Raw genomic sequence first — 22485 nt, 5'->3', positions numbered from 1 at the left:
CGCCACGGTGTCGCCCCGCGACGGCGGCGACGAATGTAGTTGACGGTCACGACAACTAGGCTCAATCCGAGAAACAACAGCAACGCGGTCTTACCGATCAGAACCCAATCGATGGAGGACATCATTTGAGCGTAAGGCCTGCGCACAGGGCAAGGACGCACCAATTTGCGTGACCTCATCCGCGGTGACAGTCAGCGCGGCGGACTCCCGGGAGTTACGCCTCGACTCTCCGCAGAGGGGCTGTCACAACTAAGCGGTGGATGCCAACAGCAGATCAACCAAACCCGATGCGGCAGAGCGGCCTAATCCGCAGTGGTGCGCCGGCAGGCACGGATTCCCGCCCGGCGGGAAAACCAGGATAACGCGCCGAGGATCGGCAGGCACCACACGACCGCCAACCACACCGCTGACCGCCTCGGATGCCGCTTGACGATCATCGCCGTGGCGGTTCCGGCCAGGAGCAGCCACATCACCATCGCCGGAATGCTGAGCACGAAAAACGCCAACCCAGAGCCGTCACACCCCAGTGCCGCGGGGTAACGAGCGCACTCGCTGAGCCCAGACTCCACCGGAAACGGCACTGACACGACCACGCACACCATCGTCGCACCCGAGGCCGATCACACCGAGAGGGGCAACGGTGAACTCTTGGTACGCCGCTTTGGCGTCTCACCGGTGATACGCTAGCTAAGTGGATGCAGTCACGGTGCGAGAATTGCGCAACAGTGGAGGAGACGTTCTACGTCGTGTCGAGCATGGCGAGCGCATCGTCATTACTCGGGACGGGACACCTGTTGCCGAGCTACGACCGTTGCCTCGTTCGAGCGCAGGACCTGCAGAACTGATTCGTCGCCGCAAGAATCTCCCGCCGGTGGACCCGGATGCCCTTCGGCGCGATATCGACAATCTCATCGACCCGTCGCTGTGACGCAAACCCACAGCCGGGGGATGTTGGATACCTCGACGGTGATCCTTTTGGGACAGCTGTCTGACCCAGCCGAGCTTCCCGACGAATCGGTGATCAGCGCGATCACGCTGGCTGAGCTGTCCGTAGGTCCACACGTCGCCAACGACGATGCTGAGCGCGGTGCTCGGCAGCAGCACCTGCAGCAGGCCGAGGCGGATTTCGACGTCCTACCTTTCGATGGAGATTGCGCCCGGGCGTTTGGAGCCGTAGCGGCGGCACTGCGCGCGGCGGGTCGCAAGCCGGCCGCGCGCGCCTACGACGCGCTTATTGCGGCCAGTGCAATCGCACACGGAGTGCCGCTGTACACGTGCAACCCCGCCGACTTCACGGGGATCCCGCGACTGGAACTACGGTCAGTTACTCACCCGCATCAACGATAAAGAGGGAGGAACCCTCGAAAGTGTTGAGCAGCAACGGTTTATGAAGTAGTCAACCTGACATAATGTGGCTTATCGGTACAAATCTGCCGAGATCCGCACGAGGGTGAAACGGCCTGAGCGCGGTGCGGGCGGCGCCTTGCCGAGTGAGTGGCGCCGTTCTGCCCATACTGCCTATCTGGTCCGCCAGTTTCCACGTGCGTCGTGCTGCGCCCGGTTGCATGGAGCGTTCCGAATGGCTAGGTCGCCTGACGGACCTTGTAACGAGCCCCGGTGTAACCGCAGCCCTTTGCTCGACGTCCGACTCCTTTGCTCGACGTCCCAGCTGGCGACCTAAATACGTCACTGTGACGAATATTGTTGATCTGCAAGGTTATTGGTACTCGCACAGCGACAAACTTCGGTCCCGCTGGCGTCGACCGTCGACCGTCGACCGCCGGTCGGCTCGGCCCTGATGGCGCGAAGGTAATCGCGCACAGGATGGCGAGCTCACCACTTCCCGCGTTTGGTGCCCTCTGTCTTCGGCGTCGCAAAACGTCACTGTGACGAATTTCGATTCGCCGATGGCGCCCACGAAACCGGGCTCCACTTCTCTTCGTCGGGCCGATCTATTCTGAACGCTGCAACCTCACCGCTTGCACACCAGATCGACATGCATGGTCGTGTACTGCAGCACTTGTCCAGGCCCCACGAGGGTCCAACTGCCGGTCGGTGACAGCGGTTGCGGGCCCGTCACGGAGCGGCCCTGCCGGACTGCGCTGACCGAGCAATCGTCGATCGATCCGCTGCCCACGCGACTCACGATCACCCGATACCCCTCGCTCTCCAGTTGACGGATGGTGTCTTGTGCAGAGATCTCTGAAGACGGTGCGGCAGAGGCTGTTCCACTGACGGACAGCCCCAAGCCAAGCCCCGCGACGATCATGCCCGTACACACCAAAACGTTTCTCACAGAACAGGTCTCCTTTGCCGTTTGGTTCATCACCATTAACCCTATGGTCAGAATCAGCGAAATCGCCGAGACTCATAGAGAATCCACACCACCGGACTGGAGTGCCGGCTCACTCGGCGTGGCCGAACGCCGTGTCAGAATGTCCGCAAAGATCGAATACTTTTCTGTTCAAATAACTTTCGGTACTGCACCTGACATTGGCGCCGGCCCTGCATGCCTTAAACGCCTCGGAATGTCTCCCCAGGTGGCGGCCGGTTCGGTCGCGTCAGGAGTTGCCATGGCTGGTAGTCGTGACCTCACGGCGGATCCGCGCCCCGACGCTGCTCCTACCGACCGGGCCGCTGCAGGTCAGCGCCACGAAATGCGACTTCATCGGAAGGCAGAGACTGTGCCACACTGACGGGATGATGTCCCCCGATGGGCGCACTGACGCCTCGCTGCCGGCAACGGCCAACGAGGATGCCGCCGAGGCGGCCGACCTGGTGGTCGCCGCGGCAGTCGGCTTGGAGCAGATCAGCGCCACCGAACTTGGCCGGATGCTGCTGTCGGTCAACCGCAGCGTGGCCGACGAGGACGAGCTGCTGAGCCTGCTGCAGACCCTCGCTCAGATCGCGCAGGAGGCGATTGCGGGAGCCGACAGTACCGGTGTCACCATCGACCTGGGCGGACGCACCTACACGGCCGTGCACACCGACCAGCGCACCCTTCGGGTGGACACCGAGCAATACAACAGTGGTGAGGGCCCGTGCCTGGAAGCCTCGCGGACCCGGCAGATCATGCTGGTCGACGCCGAGGAGGCAGCGGCCACCTGGCCGCAATTCGCCGCCGCTGCCCGCGCCGAAGGCATCCGTAGCTTCCTCGCCGCGCCGTTGGTGACCACGGATCAGACCCTCGGATCGCTCAACCTCTACGGCCGATCCCGCTCGGCGTTCGACAGCTTCGATGCCGAGGTCTTGAGCCTGCTCACCGAATCGGTGTCCCGCGCCATCGGCGACTTCGCGCGGTACCGGTCGGCGCATGACGTGGCCACCGGGCTGCACCGGGCGCTGGAGACGCGGGCCCCGATCGAACAGGCCAAGGGCATGCTGATGGCCATCCACGGCATCAGCGCCGACGAGGCCTTCGATCGCCTTCGCCGCGAGAGCCAGGACACGAACGTCCCGCTGCGCGCGGTAGCAGTCGACCTGGTCGAGCGGCTCACATCGATCTCCGACAACGAAGCGGTCTGAGACCGGCCCGAAGCTGGGCTGACGACGTCGGCTGCACCCGGCACGGACGATCGCGGCCGCGTCACCGGATGCCAAGAATCCGTCAAGCGGGCCACGGCACCCTCGGGGCGAGCACACACATCGCACCGAGGAGCAGACCATGGACCGTACAGCGCGGTTGGGTATCCAGCTGAGTACTGCCGTCGCTGCGGTGATGGTGGTCGCCGGATGCTCGTCGTCGACGACATCGCCCATGGCTCGGCCGTTGGCCTCGGTTTCCTCGACCAGCATGTCGGCCCCGGCCCCGCCGGTCGCCCCGCCGGTCGCCGCGCAGGAGGCCGCCGGCGAGGTTCCCTGGAACACGGTCGGAGCCGGCTGGACGCTGGCCACCTGGAGCCCCGTCACCGCCCACCGCCCCGGTGAACAGCGTGAGCCCGGCGAGGCGGATCCCGAAACCGCGACAACCACGCTCTTTCTGGTCAACCCCGCAGGTATCCGCTACCGGATCACCACCTTGGCGGGGGCCGACGCCCGGCTCCGATTGACGGACTGGTCCGGTGCCGGCGGTACGGCACTGCTCACCTCCACCGAGTATCCCGGGCCGTCGAAGATCATCGCCGTCGACCTGCACACCGGCACCCAGACCGTCATCCCGGCCCAGGGCGATCCCAGCTTCACCCGGCCCACCGGGCAGGCACTGCTGGTCTCCACGCCGTTCATGGGAGCCACGCCGGGGACACTGACCCGCATCGCCCTGGACGGCACCGTGCAGCAGAACTACCCGACCGCCGATCTCGGCGGTGTCGGCCAGTTCAGTGGCCGCTACCTCGCCACCCCCGACGGGACACGACTCGTGCTCGCGACCGCCAACCTGGGCAATGACCTCGTTCCCCGCAGCGACGACAGCCTGGTCGTCGTCGGTAACGACGGCACGATCCTCCGGACGGTCCCGACACCGATGGCCAACGCCGACTGCGCGCCGGTGCGCTGGTGGGCAGCCGAGGTGGTGCTGGCCCGTTGCTCGGCCGAGCACGGCGCCGCCACCCAGTTGTGGCGGGTCCCCATCGACGGTGGAACCCCAACCCCGCTCACCGCCCTCAACTCCGGTCAAGGCGATGACCCCGGTTTCGGCGGGGACCTCGGCGACGGCAGCGCCTGGGAACTGCCCAGCGGAATGTTCCTACAATCCACCGGCGCCTGCGGCACCGCGTTCCTGTCTCGCCTGACAGCCGACGGCCACACTACCCGGGTGCACGTTCCCGGCATGTCCGACAGCGTCTTCGTGGTCGGGGCGACCGGCGACAAGCTGGTGTTGCAGGGCCACCTGGGGTGCGGCGGTGGGACGGCGCTGGTGAGCTACGACCCGGCCGTCAATTCCTCGACCGTACTGCTCGGCCCGTCGGTCAACGGCGGTAGCGTCACCGAGGCCCTCCCCTACCCGGGACAGTCCTGAAACACGCTGCCGGGAAAGCCATCCCGATCACCGTCGCCACCCGCATCGACAGCTGTCGGCTGCAGGCACACCCGGTGACGCCCCGTCCCTAACCTGGGGCGGGCCGCTGCTCCCCCGCCGAGCGGCGGGTGGCCAGCACCGAACCGACCAGGATGAGGGCCAGGCCGGCCACGTTGAACACCGTGAGGGGTTCGGCGAGGACGACCACGCCGGCCACCAGGGCCACCGCCGGATTCACATAGGTGAACACCAGGGCGCGCGTCGGGCCGACCTCACGGATCAAGGCGAAGAACACGATGAAGGCCAGCGCCGTGCAGACCACGGCGAGCAGGACGGTCGCCACGAGCACCCGCGTGCTCGGCATCTCGGTCGGCCACCGCAACGCCGCCGGCACGGCGTACACCAGTGCGGCCACGGCGAGACAGCTCGCGGTCAACGGCAGCGCAGGGACATCGGTGAGGTGCCGCGCGGCGATCAACGGGGCGATCGCATAACAGGTAGCCACCAGCAGAACCTGGGCGACGGGCCAGGCTGCCCCGCCGGACAGACCAGGCCCCGCCAGCACCGCCACGCCGACGATGCCGATCACCAGCCCGGCCAGTCGGTCGGCACCGAGACGGTGTGTACTTCCGGTGATCCGGTCCAGCACCGTGGCGATGATCGGTGACGCGGCGATGAGCAGGCCCGTCGTGGAACTGCTGAGGTGGTGTTCGGCGTTGGACAGCAGCAGCCACGCCGCGATGATCTCGAAGAAGGCGAAGGCCAGCAACGGTTTCCAGTGCGCGATGACGCTCGCGATGTTGGCCCGCGACACCGCAAGCGGCAGCAGCACCGCGGCGCCGATCAACGTGCGGGCCAGCACCAGCACGGGCACCGACAGCCCCTCCAGCGCGATCTTGATCAGAAGATACGGGATGCCCCAGATCACGCTCATCGCCGCGAACAGCAGCCAGCCGCGTGCGCTCACCCGCGGCCCGAAAAGCGAAACGTTGCAACGGTCACCAGATCACTAAATCACGCCCGTCATGCCGGTTGGCTCGGTGTTGGTGGCGCCGTGGCGGTCGCGGGGGTGCCGGGTAGCGCGACGCAGCGCCCGGGCCCGGCACGGGCCGAGTAACCTGCCTGCATGGCCGAGCCGCCCCCGTTCAGCCCGACGGTCGGGCTCCTCACCATCAGCCGCGTGTGGGATGCGGCGTTGACCGAGGCGCTCAAACCGCTCGGATTGACGATCCGCAAATACGGCCTACTGGGGCACATCCGCCGAGCGCCCGGAATCTCGTTCAGCGAGCTGGCCCGTCGGTCACGCATCACAGTCCAGAGCGCGCACGCTGCGGTCGCGGCCTTGGTCGAGGCTGGGTTGGTGGACGACGGGACGGCGCACGCCGGAGCGGCGTCCACCCTGCGGGCGACAGCTGAGGCCGAGTCGCTCTTGGCAAAGGTCGCAGACGTGGTCGGCCGGCTCGACGAGGAGTTCGCCGAGCAGCACCCGGAGCTGACCGGGGCGTTGCGCGCCACGCTTGCGCGGATGGTGACCCCGCCGGAATAGCCTCGCGCCCAACCTTCAGCTAAGCTGAAGGTTGTGAAATCCCTGTTGTTGTCGGTGCACGTGTTGGCCGGCATCCTGTTCGTGGGGCCAATAGCCGTATCCACCAGTCTTTTTCCCCGCTTCGCGCCGGTGGCGGGTGGGGGCGGCAACGCCGCTGTCGCCGCCATGCTGTACCGCATCACCCGGGTCTACGGGACCTTCGCGCTGATCGTGCCACTGGTCGGCGTACTACTCGCGATGGTGCAGGGCCGGGCCACCGAAATATGGATCATCGTCGCGATGGTGATGACGGCAGCGGCCGGCGGCTTGCTGGCACTGCAGATCACGCCTCGGCAACGGGAAGCACTGGACGCGCCGCCCGCCGCTACCGCACTGCGGCGGCTCGGGATGCTGTCCGGCATGTTCAACCTGCTGTGGGCGATCGTCGTCATCCTCATGGTGGTGCGGCCGGGAGCGCACATCGGATGAGCGTGTTGCTGCGCAGCCTCGGGATGCTCTCCATCCTCGAATTCGTCAGTGTGGTGGCCCTTTTGGTCAACCTCGGTACGGTGCACGACCGCGCTGTGGCGGCCGTCCTGGGGCCTGCGCACGGGACGCTCTATCTCGCGGTGGCGGTCACCGCGCTGCTGGGCCGCGGACTGGCCATGCGAACCCGCATCGGTGCGCTGATACCCGTGCTCAGTGGCCCGCTCACCATGGTGAACGTGCGGTGGGAGGCGGCAGGACGATGAGCCTTCGCCATTTCCTGAAGCGGCCGCCCGCGATCAGCGCATCGGAGGCGGTCCGGTTGGTGGCCGAGGGGGCGCTCGTGGTCGACGTCCGCCGCGATTTCGAATGGAATCGGGTCCACATTCCAGATGCCGTGCACATTCCCTTGGAAGTGCTGCCGCACCGCCTCCTCGGGTTACCAGAGGATCGGTTGCTCATCGCCTTCTGTACCGGCGGTATGCGCTCAGCGGGAGCAGCGAACCTGTTGGTGGAGAACGGCTTCGACGCCGTGAATATGAGCGGCGGCTTGATCCACTGGCGGGCGGCAGGCGGCGCGCTCACATCAGGACGGGTGTGAGGTAACCCACCGCCGCCGGGCGCCGGTCCAGGTTTGGCGCCGTCCGCACGAGGTACCAGGGGTGCTCGCCCGCCGGACATTCGGAGAAGGCGATTCCCGGCACAACACGTGCACACCCCTCGATCAGGAGCGTTCTGCCTTGCGATCTACCCACACCCCTGATGCCGTGGTCATCGGAACCGGAAGCAACGGCGTCACCGCCGCCGCCGTCCTGGTGGCCGCCGGTTGGGACGTCACCATGCTGGAAGCCGACGGCCGCGCCGCCGCGGTGACCGCCTCGGCGCGCCGGCCCAGTTCGCGACGGTCGGTGCCCGCCGCGCCGCATAAGCTGCGGTGCTGACCCACGCGTTTGACCGTCCCCCGACCGGGTAAGCACACCGCATGTCAGCCCGATCGTCTTCGCTGTGGACCACTGACCGTATCGAGGCCACGACACCGGCACAGACCGTGGCAAGCGCACCCGAGGCTGTGGACGTGGTGGTGGTCGGCGCAGGGCTGACCGGACTGACCACGGCCGTCTTGCTGGCCCGGGCAGGTAAGCGCGTGACCGTCGTCGAAGCCCGCCACATCGGTGCCGGTGCCACCGACAACACCACCGGGAAAACGACCCTGCTGCAGGGCAGCAAGCTCGCCAGGATCGCGGCCAAGCACTCAACCTCGGTGCTTCAGGCGTATGTGACGGGCAACCGGGAAGGCCGGGACTGGCTGTTGCGGCACTGCGCCGACCACGGCCTGACCGCGCAGCGCGAGGACGACCACGCGTATGCCCAGACCGGCGGGGGCTTGCGCATGGCGCGTGCAGTCCTGGACGCCTGCCACAGCGCCGGCTTGGACGCACAGTGGATCGACTCCGCCGACGTTCCGTTCCCCCTCGCCGGTGGTGTCCGACTGCGCGACCAGGCCCAGATCGACCCTATCCCCTTCCTGGACAGCCTGGTGGTGGAGCTCGAGACCCACGGCGGGACGGTGCTGCAGGGGGTGCGGACCACTGCGGTATCCGGCACCGGACCGTTGCGAGTGGATCTGCGGCTCACCCATGCCAGCGACGACACACGGGACGGGCAGTTCTCCGTCAAGGCCGACCGGTGCGTACTGGCCACCGGAACCCCCATTCTGGACCGGGGCGGTTTCTTCGCGCGCCTCAAAGCGCAGCGGTCCTACTGCATGGCTTTCGACGTACCCGGGGACATCACCCGCTCGATGTACATCTCGGTGGATTCACCGACCCGCTCCGTGCGGTATGCCCCGAGCGCCGAAGGCGACAAGCTGATCGTCGGCGGGGCCGGCCATCCGGTGGGTCGCGGTGGCGACGAGGCCGCCGCCCTCGACGAACTGGCCCGTTGGGCGGGGGTGCACTACCCCGGCGCGGTACAGACCCACCGCTGGTCGGCTCAGGACTACCACCCGTCCGCCGAACTCCCCTACGTCGGTCCGCTGCTACCGAGAACCGACCGGATCTTCGTCGCGACCGGATTCGACAAATGGGGTATGACCAACGGGGTGGCGGCGGCACTGGCCCTGTCCGCGCGCATGCTCGGCGGCCGGATGGACTGGGCGCAAGCCTTCGACAGTTGGAGCAGCCACGACCTGGCCGGGATCACCACCGCGGTCAAAGACAACGTGGAAGTCGGGATCAATCTGGCGAAAGGCTGGTTGGCTCCGGCTGTTTCGCGCTCGGCGGCACCACCCGACGGAGGTGGTGTCGTGAGCGGGCCACTCTGGAAGCCGCAGGCAAACTGTGTGGTCGACGGAACCCGGCACGCCGTGTCGGCCGTGTGCCCGCATCTGGGCGGCATCGTCAGCTGGAACAACGTCGACCGCGCGTGGGAGTGTCCCCTGCACGGCTCGCGGTTTGCGCCCGACGGATCACTCTTGGAAGGCCCTGCCACCAAAGGACTTTCACCCATCGACCAGGCGTCGAACGGCGCGGAAGGAGACACGGATGCGAGCGGTGAGCTGGCAAGGAAAACGGGACGTCCGGGTGGAGACCTTTCCTGACCCGGAGATCGAAGCGCCCACGGATGCGATCATCGAAGTCAGCTCCACCAACATCTGTGGTTCGGATCTGCACCTGTACGAGGTCCTCGGGGCTTTCATGCGCCCTGGCGACATCCTCGGTCACGAACCGATGGGCATTGTGCGTGAGGTGGGGGCCGAGGTGACCAACCTCGCGGTCGGCGACCGGGTGGTGATACCTTTCCAAATCTCCTGTGGCAGTTGCTTCATGTGTGATCGTCAGCTGTACACCCAGTGCGAAACCACCCAGGTGCGCGAACACGGCACCGGTGCCGCCCTGTTCGGTTATTCCGAACTCTACGGGTCGGTGCCCGGCGGCCAAGCCGAGTACCTGCGCGTGCCCCACGCAGATTTCACCCATGTCAAGGTGCCCGAAGGTCCGCCGGACAGTCGCTTCGTCTACCTGTCCGACGTGCTCCCGACCGCTTGGCAGGCGGTTGCCTACGCCGACATTCCCGACGGCGGAACCGTTGCCGTGCTGGGGCTCGGGCCGATCGGTGACATGTCGGCCCGGATCGCGACGCGGCTGGGCTACCGGGTGATCGGCGTCGACCTGGTTGCGGAGCGGCTGGCACGGGCGGCGGCGCGGGGCGTGGAGGTGATCGACGCCGGCGCGGCGGACGCGCCGATCGGCGAGGTCATCCGGGCCAGAACTGATGGGCGGGGGGCCGATTCGGTGATCGACGCGGTGGGCATGGAGGCTCATGGCTCGCCGATCGCAAAAGCCCTGCAGCAGATGACTGCACTGCTTCCCGATGCCGTGGCGAAACCCCTCATGCAGAAGGCCGGGATTGATCGGTTGGACGCGCTGTACACCGCCATCGACGCGGTACGCCGGGGCGGCACGATCTCCATCATCGGGGTCTACGGCGGCGCCGCCGATCCCCTCCCGCTATTGACCTTGTTCGACAAGCAGATTCAGTTGCGGATGGGGCAGGCGAACGTGAAGCGCTGGGTACCCGACATCATGCCGTTACTGGTCGACGACGACCCGTTGGGCGTCGACGATTTCGCCACGCATGTGCTCCCGCTGGAGAAGGCGCCATGGGCTTATGACGCGCTGCAGAAGAAGGCGGACGGCGCGGTGAAGGTCATCTTGCGGCCGTGACGCGTTGATATGAGGTCGCTTAGAGAACGCGGCCGGTTGCCGCAATCTGCGGCATCGTGGAAGTCATGATCGAGATGCTGACCGCGGGAGCGGCGAAATTCGTTGTCGGAGTGGGAACCATCCTTGGAGCGGACACACTGCCCCTGAACGACCCGAGCGCGCCACACGGGCCGGCCGTGGTATCGGATGCCGGGCCGGGTGGTGCGGTGGTGTTGCCACCGCATGTGCCGGCCGACCTGCAGCCGCAACCCGTGGCCGGCAGCCCGAACCAACACATCCCCACCATCGTGATCCCACGCGATCAGAGCGTGGGCGGCGCCAATCCGCATATTCCGTACGGGACCAATCCTCTTGTCCCGTACGGAACCTGGACTCCCTGAGCGTTACAGGCCCATGTTCTTCGCGATGATCATCTTCATCACCTCGCTGGTACCTCCGTAGATGCGGCTCACGCGGTTGTCGGCGTAGAGCCGAGCGATGGGGTACTCGTTGATGTACCCGTACCCGCCGTGTAGCTGAAGGCAGCGGTCGATGACCCGGGAGGCGACGTCGGTGCAGAACAGCTTGGCCGACGCGGCGTCGGCCGGGGTCAGCTCGTCGAGGTCGTGCGCCTCCATGGCCCGGTCGACGACGGCCTCCATGGCGTCGACGTCGGCCTGGCACGCCGCGAGCTCGAACTTGGTGTTCTGGAAGGACGCGACCGGCTTGCCGAACACCGTGCGGTCGCGGGTGTACTGCGCGGCGAACCGCACTGCGGCCTTGGCTTGTGCATAGGCGCCCACGGCGATACCGAGGCGTTCGCGCGGCAGGTTCTGCCCGAGGTAGGAGAATCCCATGTTGACCTCGCCGAGCACGTCCTCGGCGGGCACGACGACATCGGTGAAGTTCAGTTCGGCGGTGTCGGAGACCCGCAGGCCCAGCTTGTCGAGCTTGCGCCCCACCTGATATCCGGCGGACTTGGTGTCCACCACCAGCAGGGTGATACCGAACCGCCGATCGTCCTCGCGTGCCGGCGCGGTGCGAGCGCACACGATGACCCGGTCGGCGTGCACGCCGCCGGTGATGAATGTCTTGGACCCGTTCAGCACGTAATGCGTACCGTCGCCGGAAGGCTTCGCGGTGGTGCGCATTCCGGCCAGATCCGAGCCGGTTCCTGGCTCGGTCATCGCGATCGCGAACATCGTCTCGCCACTGAGCATGCCCGGGTACCAGCGCTGCTTCTGTTCTTCGGTGGCCAGCGCCTTCAGGTACGGCAGGCACAGGCCGATGTGCACGCTGGAGCCACCGAAGGACACGCCGGCGCGGGCGCACTCCTCGGTGATGATGGCCTGGAACTTGTACGAGTCCAGGCCGGCGCCACCGTACTCGGTGGGGATCTCGATCCCGAAGATGCCCAGCTCGCCGAGTTTGTAGTAGAAGTCGCGCGGTGCGATGCCTTCTTCGAACCATTTGTCGTACACCGGGACGACCTCGGATTCGATGAACGCCCGGATCATCGACCGGAAATCGTCGTGCTCTTCGGTGAAAACGGTCCTGCGCATCGGTGTCTCCTCTGACCTGGCGCCCAATAGCGAACAGTGTTAGCTTATGGTCACAGTTTAAGCTAACGGCGTTAGCCGAAGCAAGGTCGCCGGGAGGTGAGGCGTGTCATGGGACGGCCCCGCATACCCCTGCTCAGCCGCGAGCGCATCCGGGAAGCGGCACTGGAGATGATCGACCGGGATGGTCTGGACGGGCTGTCCATGCGCAAGCTGGCGAGCGTGTTGGGGGTGCAGGCCGCGTCGCTCTACAAGCACTACCCCACCAAGGACGACGTTCTCGACGATGTCGCCAGCCGGGTGGTCAGCGACGTCGAAACCGCCGCTTTCGACGACGGCGCGGATTGGCCCGCCGGGTTGGCCGGCTGGGCCCGCTCCTACCGCGCCGCCCTGGCTGCCCATCCCAACCTGGTGCCCTATCTGGCGGGTGGCATCGGCCGGCGCGATGCCAGCTTGCGGATCGCCGACGCCGTGCACGGTGGGCTGGTGGGTGCGGGCTGGCCGCCCAGGGAGGCCACGCTGATCGGCGCGGCCACCCGATCGCTGGTGTTGGGGTCCACGGTCGGGTCGTTCTCCCAAGGCTTTGCCGACGACGTCCAGGTCTACCGCGACCGCTATCCGCACATGCACCAGGCGCATCTGTTGCGCGGTAAGGCCGACGAAATCGATACGGCCAGCTTCGAACTGGCCCTCACCGCGTTCATCGACGGACTGAAGATGCGGTTCGAGGCGATCGGTGTACGCCGGCAGCGGCGCCGGAGCACAGTCCAACCGGCATCGGCACATTCCGCTCCGATCGGCTGAGGACATCCGGTCAGCGTGCTCGGCGAGGCGGTTTCCGGCTGTTCACGGGGCACCTGAACCGCAGGTGGGAGGTGTTATCAGCGGTATCGCGCGGCGCCGGTCAGGTCGAGTCGCTAAGCTGGCGCCTTCCCCTGCAGGGGTAGCCCGTGAGGAGAGGATCGCCGATGGCTGACACCGCCGCACCCAAGCCCGGGCACATCCGGCTGACGTCGCACAGCGGTGGTTCCGGTGCCCTGCCGATCCGGTGGGGCACCCGAACTGCCGCCGAACGCGGACCCGTGGTCGGCACCACCGGCACCCGCTCCCACCGCAACGTCATCGGCACCCACAGCGGCTCCTACAGCGTGTACCGCGCACTGGCGGTGGCCGCGGGCGCCTTGTCGCGGTCCCACCGGGCCGACCTGACCAACACCTCCCCCACCGACTCCATCGGCCCGTACGAACAGTGGGGCGACGCCGACAAGATCGTCAGCCTCGACCCCTGGGGCGCGGCCGTCGCCGACGTCTTCGACGCCGAATTGGCCGCCGGATACGACATCCGCCCCACCATCGCCGTCACCAAGGCGCACGTGATCCTGCCCGAAATCGCCGACGCCATCGCCAAGGGCAGGCTGCACCCGGACGGTCGGTACCTGCTGGACAGCGGCGCCGCGGTGGTGACCAAGGCGGCGCTGGAACCGGTGTGGTACCTGCCCGGCGTGGCAGCCCGATTCGGGTGCAGTGAGACCGAACTGCGGCGCGTGCTGTTCGAGGAAACCGGTGGGATGTACCCGGAACTTGTCACCCGCGGCGACCTGGAAGTGTTCCTGCCGCCCATCGGCGGGCAGACCCTGTACATCTTCGGTGCCGCACGGGATCTGGCCGACCCATCCGTCGAGCTGACCGCGCGGGTCCACGACGAGTGCAACGGCTCGGATGTGTTCGGGTCCGACATCTGCACGTGCCGGCCGTATCTCACCCATGCCATCGAGGAGTGCATTCAGGGTGCCCAGCGTGGTGGCGTCGGACTGGTCGCCTACTCGCGCAAGGAGGGCCGGGCACTTGGCGAGGTCACGAAATTCCTGGTGTACAACGCCCGTAAGCGTCAGGAGGGCGGTGACACCGCCGACCAGTACTTCGCCAGGACCGAATGCGTGGCCGGCGTGCAGGACATGCGCTTCCAGGAACTGATGCCGGATGTGCTGCACTGGTTGGGCATCCGCAAAATCCATCGCCTGGTGTCGATGAGCAACATGAAGTACGACGCCATCACCGGATCGGGCATCGAGGTCGGCGAGCGGGTCAACATCCCCGACGAACTGGTGCCCGCCGACGCCCGGGTGGAGATCGACGCCAAGATGGCCGCCGGCTACTTCACCCCCGGTGACATCCCCGACGCCGACGAACTGCGCAAGATCAAGGGTCGGGGGCTCGACGGGTGACCGACCCGATCGCCGAACTGCGCACCACCGCCGCCATTCGCGAGCGTGCCCGGTTTCTGCTGGCCCGGGCCCGCGCCGGCGAATCGGACTGGTTCACCGTCGACGATGACGCGTTACCGGCTACCGCAGCCGACGTCGCGACGGTCACCCGCAGCCGCTATCCCGACCTGAAGGTTCCCTTCCACAGCCGATGGCGCCATTTCGAAGCCGGCGGGGTGACCCGCGGGGCCGACCTCGACGCGGCCGCGATGATCGACCTGGCGGTGGTCAGCGTGCTGCTCGACGCCGGCGCCGGTCCACGGTGGCGCTACGACGAGCACGCCACCGGGCTGTCGCTCACCCGCTCCGAGGGGTTGGGTGTGGCCAGTTGGCACGCCTTCACCGACGGCTTGTTCTCCAGCCACCCCGACCAGCCGTTGCGCGCCGACGCCGATGGTTTGCGCGCCGTGACACCTGAGGCGCTCGCCGCTGCCTTCCAGGTTTCCGACGACAACCAACTGGTGGGGCTCGACGGCCGCACTCGGCTGCTGCGCCGACTCGGTGCGGCACTGGCCGCCAACCCCGCGGTGTACGGTCCGGACGGGCGCCCCGGAGCGATGTTCGATTCACTTGTCGGACCCGACAATGCGGTGTCCGCCCATGCCATCCTGTCGGTGTTGCTCTCGACATTGTCGGAAGTCTGGCCGTCCGGTAACGCGCTCGGGGACCAGCCGCTCGGCGACGTATGGCGCCACCCTGCGGTGCCGGGCCCAGGCGCGAGCGCGGGCTGGATGCCGTTCCACAAGCTGTCCCAGTGGCTGACCTACTCGCTGTTGGAGCCGTTCGGCTGGGCAGGTGTCCGGGTGACCGGCATCGACGAGCTGACCGGCCTGCCGGAGTACCGCAACGGCGGCCTGCTGATCGACACGGGCGTACTGCGCTTGCGGGATATGGCTGTCACCCAACGTGATTGGTCGGTCGGTGACGAGTTGGTGGTGGAGTGGCGAGCGCTCACCGTCGCGTTGCTGGACGAACTCGCGCCGCTGGTCCGCGCCGAACTGGGTGCCGATGTACCACTGGCATGCGTCCTGGAGGGCGGCACCTGGCAAGCCGGCCGCGCCACCGCACGCCGGCTGCGCGGCGGTCTCCCCCCTTTGACCATCATCAGTGACGGGACGGTGTTCTAGACACATGACGGACGTACACGTGATCGATCACCCACTGGTCCAGCACAAGCTGACCCTGTTGCGCAGAAAAGACGCTTCCACCACCAGTTTCCGCACTCTGCTGCACGAGATCGCGACCCTGATGACCTACGAGGTGCTGCGGGACATCCCCACCCAGGAAGTGCAGGTGCAGACCCCGCTGGAGGTGACGACCGGTCGCGTCATCGACGGCAAGAAGTTGGTTTTCGTGTCCATCCTGCGCGCCGGCAGCGGCATTCTCGACGGCATGCTCGATGTCGTACCGGGCGCCCGCGTGGGCCATATCGGCCTCTACCGCGACCCGAAAACCCATATCGCCGTGGAGTACTACTTCAAGATGCCCGGTGACCTGAACGAACGCGACATTGTGGTGGTGGATCCGATGTTGGCCACCGGGAACTCGGCCATCGCCGCGGTCGACCGGCTCAAGGAGTACTCCCCCCGGTCGATCAAATTCGTCTGCCTGTTGACCTGCCCCGAGGGGGTGACGGCGTTGCACGATGCCCATCCCGACGTGCCGATCTTCACCGCGGCCGTCGATCGTGCCCTCGACGAGCACGGCTATATCGTGCCGGGCGCCGGCGATGTCGGTGACCGCATCTTCGGCACCAAGTGACGTTCTGCTGAGGGCAGCCCCAAGCCGGCTGACTCGCACCGTCGCCGAATAGAGGTTCGGGTCGCGCCGGCGTCTGCGCTCACCATGAGCGCAAACCTGGTCCACCGCATCCCGGCCTGCCAGGCTCGATGTCCATGATCGAACTCACCGACGTCACCAAGGCCTACGGCCACGGTGCACAGCGCACGGTGGTGCTGGATCGGGTCAACTTCCGGGTGCAAGCCGGCGAGATTCTCGCCGTGGTGGGGCCCAGCGGAGCCGGCAAAAGCACCCTGGCGCAATGTATCAACCTGCTCACCCCACCCACCTCGGGCTCGGTGGTGGTCAACGGTGAAGACCTCACCACGCTCTCGGCGCGCAAACTGCGGGTCGCCCGCCGGCGGATCGGCACCGTGTTCCAGTCCGCAGGACTGCTGGAGCGGCGCACCGCCGCCGAAAACGTCGCGCTGCCAATGGAATACCTCGGGGTGACGGCCGCCGAAACCAGTAAGCGCGTCGCCGAACTCCTCGACCGGGTGGGGCTGTCCCAGCGTGCGCAGCACTACCCGTTCCAGCTGTCCGGCGGGCAACGCCAGCGCGTCGGTATCGCTCGGGCGCTGGCGCTACGGCCCTCGGTACTGCTCTCCGACGAGGCCACCGCCGGACTCGATCCCACCACCACCGCCTCGGTGGTGGAGCTGCTGCGCGAACTGCGCGACGACCTGGACCTGTCGATCGTGTTCATCACCCACGAAATGGACACCGTCCTCAAGATCGCCGACTCGGTGGCCCGCCTTGACCACGGCAGCATTGCCGAATCCGGTCGCCTCGTCGACCTGCTCACCGATCCACAATCGGCGCTGGGTTCCGAGCTGCGCCCGCAACGTATTGACGCCACACCCGCTGCGGGACAACAGGTCTGGAATGTCATCTACGACGCACCCGACGTTCCTGCCGATTGGATCGGACGGGCGTCGGCCGAGCTGGGTGCGCCGGTCGCCGTGCTCGGCGCCTCGGTGCAGGTGGTCGCCGGCGTGACGATCGGCGGGGCGACACTGGGCATTCCGGCCGATGTCGGGGCCCGGGTGCCGGGCGTGCTGGCCGGATTCGGGCTGTCGGCCAACACCAACGCGGCGATCGAGCCCGAGCTGGAAGTGGTGGCATGACCGAATCCGTATTGGCCAACGCCAAAGTCTCGTTCGACGAGCTGCCCGGTCTGCTCTTCCCGGCCTTGCTGGACACCCTGATCATGGTCGGCATCGTGATGACCATCGTGGTGCTGGTGGGTGTCCCGCTGGGTGCCCTGATCCACAACCTCGCCCCGGGCGGCCTGTTCGAGAACCCGGCCCTGCACACCAGCCTGAGCTGGGTGATCAGCATCGGGCGGTCGCTGCCGTTCCTCATCCTGATGGCGGCGATCATGCCGTTCACCCGGTTCATCACCGGCACCAACATCGGCATCGCCGCCGCGGTGGTGCCGATGTCGCTGGCCGGTATCGCGTTCTTCACCAGAATCGTGGAGAACTCGCTTCGTTCGGTGCCGCCGGCCGTGGTCCAGGTGGCCCGGGCCTCCGGTGGTTCCCGGCTACAGATCATCCGCACCGCGCAGCTCAGCGAGGCGGTGCCGTCGATCATCGGCGGCCTCACGATCAACACCATCGCGATGATCGAATACTCCGCCATCGCCGGAACCATCGGCGCCGGCGGAATCGGTTATGTGGCAGTCACCTACGGCTACCAACGCTTCGACCAGGGCGTGATGCTGGCCACCATCGTCATCCTCGTCATCACCGTCGCGCTGGTGCAGCTCGTCGGCGACGCGCTGGTCCGCTTCACCACTCCCCACCGCCGGGGCCACCGTGCCCTGGCCTTGCACCGAAAGGTCCCCGCATGACCACCACACCCACCTCCACCGCCCCCGATCAGGACGACCACGGCTTCGAACTCAAACGCAACGCCAAGTGGGCCTGGATCGCCGTCGCTCTGGCCGTCGTCATCGTCGGGGCGGTGGTGGTGCGGTACGCCTTTTTCGACGAGACCAAGTCGGCCAACGAGATTCCCGGCGCGACCCTCGTCGTCGCCACCAACGAGGGCAACGCCGCCGAACAGGCGCTGATCGAGTACATCGGCAAGGAGGTGGCACCCCGGCACGGGATCAAGGTCGCGTTCCGCGGATTGTCCGACAGCAACACCATCAACCGGGCGGTCAACGACGGCGAGGTGGCCGGCACCGTCTATCAGCACAAGCTGTGGCTGGGCCAGGTGCTGGAAGCCAACCCGGACTTCCGCGAGACCGCCGCAACGCCGGTGTTCCGCTGGGGCTTCGGGATCTGGTCGGACAAGTACACCGATGTGACGCAGCTGCCCGACGGCGCCAACGTCTCGCTGTACTCCGACCCGGCCAACGAGGCGCAGGGCTTGTGGCTGTTGGAACGCGCCGGGCTGATCACCTTGAAGCCGGGGGTCGACAAATGGCAGGCGACCCAGAAGGACATCGACACCAACCCCAAGCATCTGAAGTTCACCCTGCTCGACTTCGCCGCGCAGTCCCGCTCGCCGCCCGACCTGGACGCCGCCGTCGGCTACACCGAGTACTACCTGGCCGCCAAGGTGCCCCTCAAGCAGCAGATCTTCGCTCCCCCGGCTCCCGACGAGTTCGCCGGCCAGCTCACCATCGGTACCAAATGGGCCGACACGGACAACGTCAAGAAGCTGGTGGAGACCTTCAAAGACCCTGCCGTGCAACAGTTCCTGGCCACCGATCCACGCGTCAAGGACATCCTGTTGCCGCTGTAGGGGCGCCGAACCACCCCGCCAACCGATCCGCCAGGCCCGGCTGGTCGTCGCCGGTCCAGACGATGTGCCCGTCCGGGCGCAGCAAGACGGCGGCGACATCCAGCTCGGGACAGTCGGCGGTGACGTGGTCGACGCGGTCGGCCCAGCCCGTCACCGACAGCGCGCCGGTCTGGTCCAGCAGCAGTCCGCGTCCGCGGTGCATGAGGCCGTAAAGCCGTCCCGGCCCCACCGGCATATCGCGCAGCCGCCGACCCCACCGCCGGTCACCGACGTCGTAGCGGACGCCGATGGCAGTGATCTTCTCCACCAGGTAGCGGTTCACGTCGTCGAAATCCATCAGTTCGGTAACCAGCCGCCGCACCGCTTGCGGGCCGGCGGCGGTGGACATCAACTCCATCTGGGCACGTGAATTGTTCAGCACGTCGGCGGCCACCGGGTGCCGCTCGTCGTGATAGCTGTCCAGCAGGTGCTCCGGTGCCCAGCCCCTGATGTGCGCGGCCAGCTTCCACCCCAGGTTGAACGCGTCCTGAAGGCCGAGATTGAGTCCCTGTCCGCCGGCGGGTGGATGGATGTGCGCCGCATCGCCGGCCAGGAACACCCGCCCGACACGGTAGCGCTCGGCCTGTCGGGTGGCGTCCCCGAACCGTGACAACCAGCGCGTCGAGTGCGCCCCGAAGTCAGTACCGGCGACCGCCCGCAGTTGCCGACGGAACTCGTCGAGCGTGGGTGGCACGCCGCGGTCATCGGTCAGCCCGGCCGCCGGCACCACCACCCGATACACCCCATCGGTTCCGGCCAACAGTCCGGCCCCGAACCGCTTCTGCGTCGTCCTGATTCGCTCCACCGTGGCAGTGATGTCCTCGGGGTCGGCCGCCAGCTTCATCTCACCAAGCAGCGTTTCGGCGCTGGCCGGCTCGCCGGGGAACGCGATGCCGGCCAGGGTGCGCACCGTGCTGCGTCCGCCGTCGCAGCCGACCAGGAAGGCGGCGCGCTGGTTCGTGCCATCGGCCAGGTGCGCGGTCACCCCGTCGGAGTCCTGCGCCAGATCCACTAGTTCGACGCCCCGGTGCGGCGGTGCACCGAGCTGTTCTGCCCGTTCGGTCAGCAGCCGTTCGATGACCGGCTGCGGAATACCCAGGGTGTATGCATGCGCGGTGTCCAACCCGCTGGGCGCCGGTTTGTCGATGGCGGCAAAGAAACCGCCGACCGGGAACGTCCGGCCCTGCTCGAGGAAGCGCTCCAGCAGGCCGCGCTGGTCCATGATCTCGGTGCTGCGCACATGCAACCCCAGTGCCCGCACCACCGGCGTCGGTTCGGCCGCCTTGTCCAGCAGAAGCACCCGCACACCGTGCAGACGCAGTTCGGCGGCCAGCATCAACCCGGTGGGCCCCGAACCGCTGATGAGAACGTCAAACATGCAATCCCCCAATCCAATCGGCCTGTCGAACAGGCATGGAGGGACGATTGTGCGCCATCACCGGGGGCTTGCGGCAAGCCCCCGGGTCGGCTATATCTTGAAAGGGGCAGGGGGAATCGGTTTCCGGAAGTACACCCTGCGATAGCCGTACTCCGATCGGCGGTCAGTCTCCTGGTAGCCCTGCCGTGGGTAGTACGCGAGATTCTCCGACATGGCCTCATTGGTGTAGAGCCGCACCTCGGGCAGCCCGAGATCACCGGCTTGTGACTCCGCCCGGCGCAGCAGCCGCGCGCCGTAGCCACGGCCCTGCGCCGTGGGAAGAACGGCGACGGTATCGATCAGTACATGGTCCTCGTGGTATTCGAGCACCAACACCGCTTGCGGTGCGTCGCCGTCCACGATCACCCATACCCGTGAATCATCGAGTGCCGCAGTGAAATCGGCGTCCATGGGAGCGGGTCGGCGCCCGATCCGGTCGACGTACTTGTCGAACGCGGCCGCCACCACGCGGTGTACCGCGCCGTGATCGGCGCCGGTGGCCGGACGCAGCGGTGCAGCTTCCATCCGGCCACTTTACGTGGCTACCGTCCCCGCGTCGGTTGCGAGGCCACCGACGCCGACGACGACGGTCGTGTCGACGGACGCTCGATGATCGTCGAATTCCGTCCGCCGACACGGTAACTGGCCCCTCGATGATCCTCGGGCAGCCGGTCACCCTGACCGTTGAGCTTGTTCCTTAGCGTGCCGGGGGCGTACTCCTGTTGGTAGGCGCCGCGCTCGGTCAAGACCGGCACCGCATGCTCCACGAAATCGGCAAACGACCCCGGCGTGATCGCATACGCCAAGTTGAATCCGTCCACATCGGTCTCCTCGACCCATTCCTGCAACGTGTCGGCCACGCGGGCACCGGAGCCGACGATCCGCGGTCCTATCCCACCGATCTTGCCCCATTCGGCGATATCGCGGACGGCCCATTCACCGCCGTCCGGGTCGGCGGACTGGAAGGCCTTGACCGCCGAGAGGATGGCATTGGAGTCCACATTGCCCACCGGTTCGTCCAGCCCGTAGCGCGACAGGTCCACTCCCATCCAGCCGGACATGAAGGTCAGGGCACCCTCGGGGTCGCCGTAGGACAGGTACTCCGCGTGCTTGGCGTGCGCCTCTTCGTCGGTCGCGGCGGTGATCACGGTGGACAGGTTGAAGATCTTGGCCGAGTACGGATCACGCCCGGCCAACTCGAGCTCGGACCTGATGGTCGAAACAGTTTCACGCAGAATGGCTTTGGTAGGAGCTGCGGTGAAGATGGCTTCGGCGTTCTCGGCAGCGAACCGCACGCCCCGCGGTGAGGAGCCGGCCTGGTAGATGACCGGGGTGCGCTGCGGCGACGGCTCGCCCAGGTGCACTCCCGGGACGCTGAAGTGCGTGCCCTCGTGTCCGATGTGGTGCACCTTGTCGGGATCGGTGAACACCCCCCGGTCCCGGTCGCGGATCACCGCGCCGTCCTCCCAAGAACCCTCCCACAGCTTGTAGAGCACCTCCAGGTACTCGTCGGCATGGTCGTAGCGGGCGTCGTGGGCGGGTTGATCGGTCTGGCCCATGTTGCGGGCGGCGGCGGGCAGGTAACCGGTGACCACATTCCATCCGATCCGTCCGCCGGTCAGGTGATCCAGCGTCGAGATGCGCCGGGCGAACGGGTAGGGGTGTTCGAAACCCGTGCCGGTGGTGATACCGAAGCCCAGATGTTGGGTAACCAGCGCCATCGCCGAGACCAGCAGTAGCGGGTCGCCCACCGGGATCTGCGCGGCCTGCCGGATGGCGGCCTCATCGCTGGCGCCGTACACGTCGTAGGTGCCCAGCACATCGGCGATGAACAGGCCGTCGAACCTGCCGCGCTCCAACAGTTTCGCCAATTCGGTCCAGTACTGCAGATCCTTATAGCGCCAGGACTGGTCGTCCGGATGCCGCCACAGGCCGGGCGACTGGTGGGCGACACAGTTCATGTCGAAGGCGTTGAATCGAATTACGCGGGTCACGCCG

Annotated in this window: 26 protein-coding genes; 19 read left to right on the top strand and 7 right to left on the bottom strand. The window is 66.9% G+C overall.

Annotated features, from left to right (window positions below; translation table 11 throughout):
• Positions 1-302: 302 nt before the first annotated feature.
• Entirely contained in the window at positions 303-476 is a 174-nt protein-coding gene (locus SBI67_RS12390) for a PLDc N-terminal domain-containing protein (RefSeq protein WP_318980840.1), read from the bottom strand.
• A gap of 215 nt (positions 477-691) precedes the next feature.
• Between SBI67_RS12390 and SBI67_RS12385 the strand changes: the two genes are divergently transcribed.
• Positions 692-928 (top strand): type II toxin-antitoxin system Phd/YefM family antitoxin, encoded by a 237-nt coding sequence (locus SBI67_RS12385; protein WP_173839648.1) that lies wholly within the window; start codon positions 692-694, stop codon positions 926-928.
• 20 nt (positions 929-948) lie between these two features.
• The gene (locus SBI67_RS12380) at positions 949-1347 is read left to right on the top strand and encodes a type II toxin-antitoxin system VapC family toxin (RefSeq protein ID WP_318980839.1); all 399 of its coding nucleotides are present in this window, start codon (positions 949-951) and stop codon (positions 1345-1347) included.
• 625 nt (positions 1348-1972) lie between these two features.
• Here SBI67_RS12380 and SBI67_RS12375 read toward each other — a convergent pair.
• Positions 1973-2332 (bottom strand): hypothetical protein, encoded by a 360-nt coding sequence (locus tag SBI67_RS12375; RefSeq protein ID WP_318980838.1) that lies wholly within the window; start codon positions 2330-2332, stop codon positions 1973-1975.
• 368 nt (positions 2333-2700) lie between these two features.
• Here SBI67_RS12375 and SBI67_RS12370 point away from each other — a divergent pair, with 368 nt between their 5' ends.
• Both SBI67_RS12370 and SBI67_RS12365 read left to right on the top strand, forming a co-directional pair.
• Positions 2701-3525: an ANTAR domain-containing protein gene (locus tag SBI67_RS12370; RefSeq protein WP_318980837.1), complete on the top strand. Its 825-nt coding sequence runs from the start codon at positions 2701-2703 to the stop codon at positions 3523-3525.
• Positions 3526-3664: 139 nt separating this feature from the next.
• Complete coding sequence (locus SBI67_RS12365; protein ID WP_318980836.1) at positions 3665-4957, top strand: hypothetical protein; 1293 nt, start codon at positions 3665-3667, stop codon at positions 4955-4957.
• 88 nt (positions 4958-5045) lie between these two features.
• Here SBI67_RS12365 and SBI67_RS12360 read toward each other — a convergent pair whose 3' ends face one another.
• A complete protein-coding gene (locus SBI67_RS12360; protein WP_318980835.1) occupies positions 5046-5924 on the bottom strand; it encodes a DMT family transporter in 879 nt (292 codons plus the stop codon).
• 159 nt (positions 5925-6083) lie between these two features.
• Between SBI67_RS12360 and SBI67_RS12355 the strand changes: the two genes are divergently transcribed.
• The 8 genes from SBI67_RS12355 to SBI67_RS12320 all read left to right on the top strand — a co-directional run bounded on the left by SBI67_RS12355 (position 6084) and on the right by SBI67_RS12320 (position 11073).
• Positions 6084-6503 (top strand): MarR family winged helix-turn-helix transcriptional regulator, encoded by a 420-nt coding sequence (locus SBI67_RS12355; RefSeq protein ID WP_318980834.1) that lies wholly within the window; start codon positions 6084-6086, stop codon positions 6501-6503.
• A gap of 33 nt (positions 6504-6536) precedes the next feature.
• The gene (locus SBI67_RS12350; RefSeq protein ID WP_318980833.1) at positions 6537-6971 is read left to right on the top strand and encodes a hypothetical protein; all 435 of its coding nucleotides are present in this window, start codon (positions 6537-6539) and stop codon (positions 6969-6971) included.
• A complete protein-coding gene (locus tag SBI67_RS12345; RefSeq protein ID WP_318980832.1) occupies positions 6968-7234 on the top strand; it encodes a hypothetical protein in 267 nt (88 codons plus the stop codon). Before SBI67_RS12350 ends, SBI67_RS12345 begins: the two co-directional genes overlap by 4 nt.
• Positions 7231-7569, top strand: a complete 339-nt coding sequence (locus SBI67_RS12340) for a rhodanese-like domain-containing protein (RefSeq protein ID WP_318981318.1) — start codon at positions 7231-7233, stop codon at positions 7567-7569. The genes SBI67_RS12345 and SBI67_RS12340 overlap by 4 nt, the downstream gene beginning before the upstream one ends.
• Before the next feature lie 139 nt (positions 7570-7708).
• Positions 7709-7909, top strand: a complete 201-nt coding sequence (locus tag SBI67_RS12335; protein WP_318981350.1) for an NAD(P)-binding protein — start codon at positions 7709-7711, stop codon at positions 7907-7909.
• Between the two features lie 41 nt (positions 7910-7950).
• Positions 7951-9567 (top strand): FAD-dependent oxidoreductase, encoded by a 1617-nt coding sequence (locus tag SBI67_RS12330; RefSeq protein ID WP_318980831.1) that lies wholly within the window; start codon positions 7951-7953, stop codon positions 9565-9567.
• Complete coding sequence (locus SBI67_RS12325; protein ID WP_318980830.1) at positions 9512-10693, top strand: zinc-dependent alcohol dehydrogenase; 1182 nt, start codon at positions 9512-9514, stop codon at positions 10691-10693. Before SBI67_RS12330 ends, SBI67_RS12325 begins: the two co-directional genes overlap by 56 nt.
• Before the next feature lie 65 nt (positions 10694-10758).
• Positions 10759-11073 (top strand): hypothetical protein, encoded by a 315-nt coding sequence (locus SBI67_RS12320; RefSeq protein WP_318980829.1) that lies wholly within the window; start codon positions 10759-10761, stop codon positions 11071-11073.
• Between the two features lie 3 nt (positions 11074-11076).
• Here SBI67_RS12320 and SBI67_RS12315 read toward each other — a convergent pair whose 3' ends face one another.
• Positions 11077-12234 (bottom strand): acyl-CoA dehydrogenase family protein, encoded by a 1158-nt coding sequence (locus tag SBI67_RS12315; RefSeq protein ID WP_318980828.1) that lies wholly within the window; start codon positions 12232-12234, stop codon positions 11077-11079.
• Positions 12235-12342: 108 nt separating this feature from the next.
• On the opposite strand from SBI67_RS12315, the gene SBI67_RS12310 reads away from it, so the two are divergent.
• The 7 genes from SBI67_RS12310 (at position 12343) to SBI67_RS12280 (ending at position 19031) form a co-directional block, all read left to right on the top strand.
• Positions 12343-13035: a TetR/AcrR family transcriptional regulator gene (locus SBI67_RS12310; RefSeq protein ID WP_318980827.1), complete on the top strand. Its 693-nt coding sequence runs from the start codon at positions 12343-12345 to the stop codon at positions 13033-13035.
• Positions 13036-13199: 164 nt separating this feature from the next.
• Positions 13200-14456, top strand: coding sequence for a GTP cyclohydrolase II (locus SBI67_RS12305; protein WP_318980826.1), 1257 nt, complete (start codon positions 13200-13202; stop codon positions 14454-14456).
• Positions 14453-15622, top strand: coding sequence for a URC4/urg3 family protein (locus SBI67_RS12300; protein WP_318980825.1), 1170 nt, complete (start codon positions 14453-14455; stop codon positions 15620-15622). The genes SBI67_RS12305 and SBI67_RS12300 overlap by 4 nt, the downstream gene beginning before the upstream one ends.
• Before the next feature lie 4 nt (positions 15623-15626).
• Positions 15627-16256, top strand: a complete 630-nt coding sequence (upp, locus tag SBI67_RS12295; protein WP_266049102.1) for a uracil phosphoribosyltransferase — start codon at positions 15627-15629, stop codon at positions 16254-16256.
• A gap of 134 nt (positions 16257-16390) precedes the next feature.
• Positions 16391-17401 (top strand): methionine ABC transporter ATP-binding protein, encoded by a 1011-nt coding sequence (locus SBI67_RS12290; RefSeq protein WP_318980824.1) that lies wholly within the window; start codon positions 16391-16393, stop codon positions 17399-17401.
• The gene (locus SBI67_RS12285; RefSeq protein WP_318980823.1) at positions 17398-18129 is read left to right on the top strand and encodes a methionine ABC transporter permease; all 732 of its coding nucleotides are present in this window, start codon (positions 17398-17400) and stop codon (positions 18127-18129) included. The genes SBI67_RS12290 and SBI67_RS12285 overlap by 4 nt, the downstream gene beginning before the upstream one ends.
• Positions 18126-19031 carry a MetQ/NlpA family ABC transporter substrate-binding protein gene (locus tag SBI67_RS12280; protein ID WP_318980822.1) on the top strand — a complete coding sequence of 302 codons (906 nt, stop codon included), beginning with the start codon at positions 18126-18128 and terminating at the stop codon, positions 19029-19031. The genes SBI67_RS12285 and SBI67_RS12280 overlap by 4 nt, the downstream gene beginning before the upstream one ends.
• Here the strand turns inward: SBI67_RS12280 and rox are convergent.
• The 3 genes from rox to SBI67_RS12265 form a co-directional block, all read right to left on the bottom strand.
• The gene (gene rox / locus SBI67_RS12275) at positions 19006-20448 is read right to left on the bottom strand and encodes a rifampin monooxygenase (RefSeq protein WP_318980821.1); all 1443 of its coding nucleotides are present in this window, start codon (positions 20446-20448) and stop codon (positions 19006-19008) included. The two genes, SBI67_RS12280 and rox, sit on opposite strands and share 26 nt — an antisense overlap.
• 90 nt (positions 20449-20538) lie before the next feature.
• Positions 20539-21012, bottom strand: coding sequence for a GNAT family N-acetyltransferase (locus SBI67_RS12270; RefSeq protein WP_318980820.1), 474 nt, complete (start codon positions 21010-21012; stop codon positions 20539-20541).
• A gap of 17 nt (positions 21013-21029) precedes the next feature.
• Positions 21030-22481 (bottom strand): LLM class flavin-dependent oxidoreductase, encoded by a 1452-nt coding sequence (locus tag SBI67_RS12265; RefSeq protein WP_318980819.1) that lies wholly within the window; start codon positions 22479-22481, stop codon positions 21030-21032.
• Positions 22482-22485 lie beyond the last annotated feature (4 nt).

This window comes from Mycolicibacterium chengduense, from assembly GCF_033741155.1.
Classification (GTDB): Bacteria; Actinomycetota; Actinomycetes; order Mycobacteriales; family Mycobacteriaceae; genus Mycobacterium.
This window is presented reverse-complemented; position numbering and strand designations above follow the sequence as displayed.

Bases quoted from the DNA above. Each gene is read 5' to 3' on its own strand.
- SBI67_RS12285 (WP_318980823.1), top strand. From the start codon at position 17,398: ATGACCGAATCCGTATTGGCCAACGCCAAAGTCTCGTTCGACGAGCTG.
- rox (WP_318980821.1), bottom strand. From the start codon at position 20,448: ATGTTTGACGTTCTCATCAGCGGTTCGGGGCCCACCGGGTTGATGCTG.
- SBI67_RS12270 (WP_318980820.1), bottom strand. From the start codon at position 21,012: ATGGAAGCTGCACCGCTGCGTCCGGCCACCGGCGCCGATCACGGCGCG.
- SBI67_RS12320 (WP_318980829.1), top strand. From the start codon at position 10,759: ATGATCGAGATGCTGACCGCGGGAGCGGCGAAATTCGTTGTCGGAGTG.
- SBI67_RS12380 (WP_318980839.1), top strand. From the start codon at position 949: ATGTTGGATACCTCGACGGTGATCCTTTTGGGACAGCTGTCTGACCCA.
- SBI67_RS12365 (WP_318980836.1), top strand. From the start codon at position 3,665: ATGGACCGTACAGCGCGGTTGGGTATCCAGCTGAGTACTGCCGTCGCT.
- SBI67_RS12325 (WP_318980830.1), top strand. From the start codon at position 9,512: ATGCGAGCGGTGAGCTGGCAAGGAAAACGGGACGTCCGGGTGGAGACC.
- SBI67_RS12305 (WP_318980826.1), top strand. From the start codon at position 13,200: ATGGCTGACACCGCCGCACCCAAGCCCGGGCACATCCGGCTGACGTCG.
- SBI67_RS12340 (WP_318981318.1), top strand. From the start codon at position 7,231: ATGAGCCTTCGCCATTTCCTGAAGCGGCCGCCCGCGATCAGCGCATCG.
- SBI67_RS12310 (WP_318980827.1), top strand. From the start codon at position 12,343: ATGGGACGGCCCCGCATACCCCTGCTCAGCCGCGAGCGCATCCGGGAA.
- SBI67_RS12370 (WP_318980837.1), top strand. From the start codon at position 2,701: ATGATGTCCCCCGATGGGCGCACTGACGCCTCGCTGCCGGCAACGGCC.
- SBI67_RS12315 (WP_318980828.1), bottom strand. From the start codon at position 12,234: ATGCGCAGGACCGTTTTCACCGAAGAGCACGACGATTTCCGGTCGATG.
- SBI67_RS12345 (WP_318980832.1), top strand. From the start codon at position 6,968: ATGAGCGTGTTGCTGCGCAGCCTCGGGATGCTCTCCATCCTCGAATTC.
- SBI67_RS12355 (WP_318980834.1), top strand. From the start codon at position 6,084: ATGGCCGAGCCGCCCCCGTTCAGCCCGACGGTCGGGCTCCTCACCATC.
- upp (WP_266049102.1), top strand. From the start codon at position 15,627: ATGACGGACGTACACGTGATCGATCACCCACTGGTCCAGCACAAGCTG.
- SBI67_RS12375 (WP_318980838.1), bottom strand. From the start codon at position 2,332: ATGGTGATGAACCAAACGGCAAAGGAGACCTGTTCTGTGAGAAACGTT.
- SBI67_RS12280 (WP_318980822.1), top strand. From the start codon at position 18,126: ATGACCACCACACCCACCTCCACCGCCCCCGATCAGGACGACCACGGC.
- SBI67_RS12290 (WP_318980824.1), top strand. From the start codon at position 16,391: ATGATCGAACTCACCGACGTCACCAAGGCCTACGGCCACGGTGCACAG.
- SBI67_RS12390 (WP_318980840.1), bottom strand. From the start codon at position 476: ATGGTGATGTGGCTGCTCCTGGCCGGAACCGCCACGGCGATGATCGTC.
- SBI67_RS12330 (WP_318980831.1), top strand. From the start codon at position 7,951: ATGTCAGCCCGATCGTCTTCGCTGTGGACCACTGACCGTATCGAGGCC.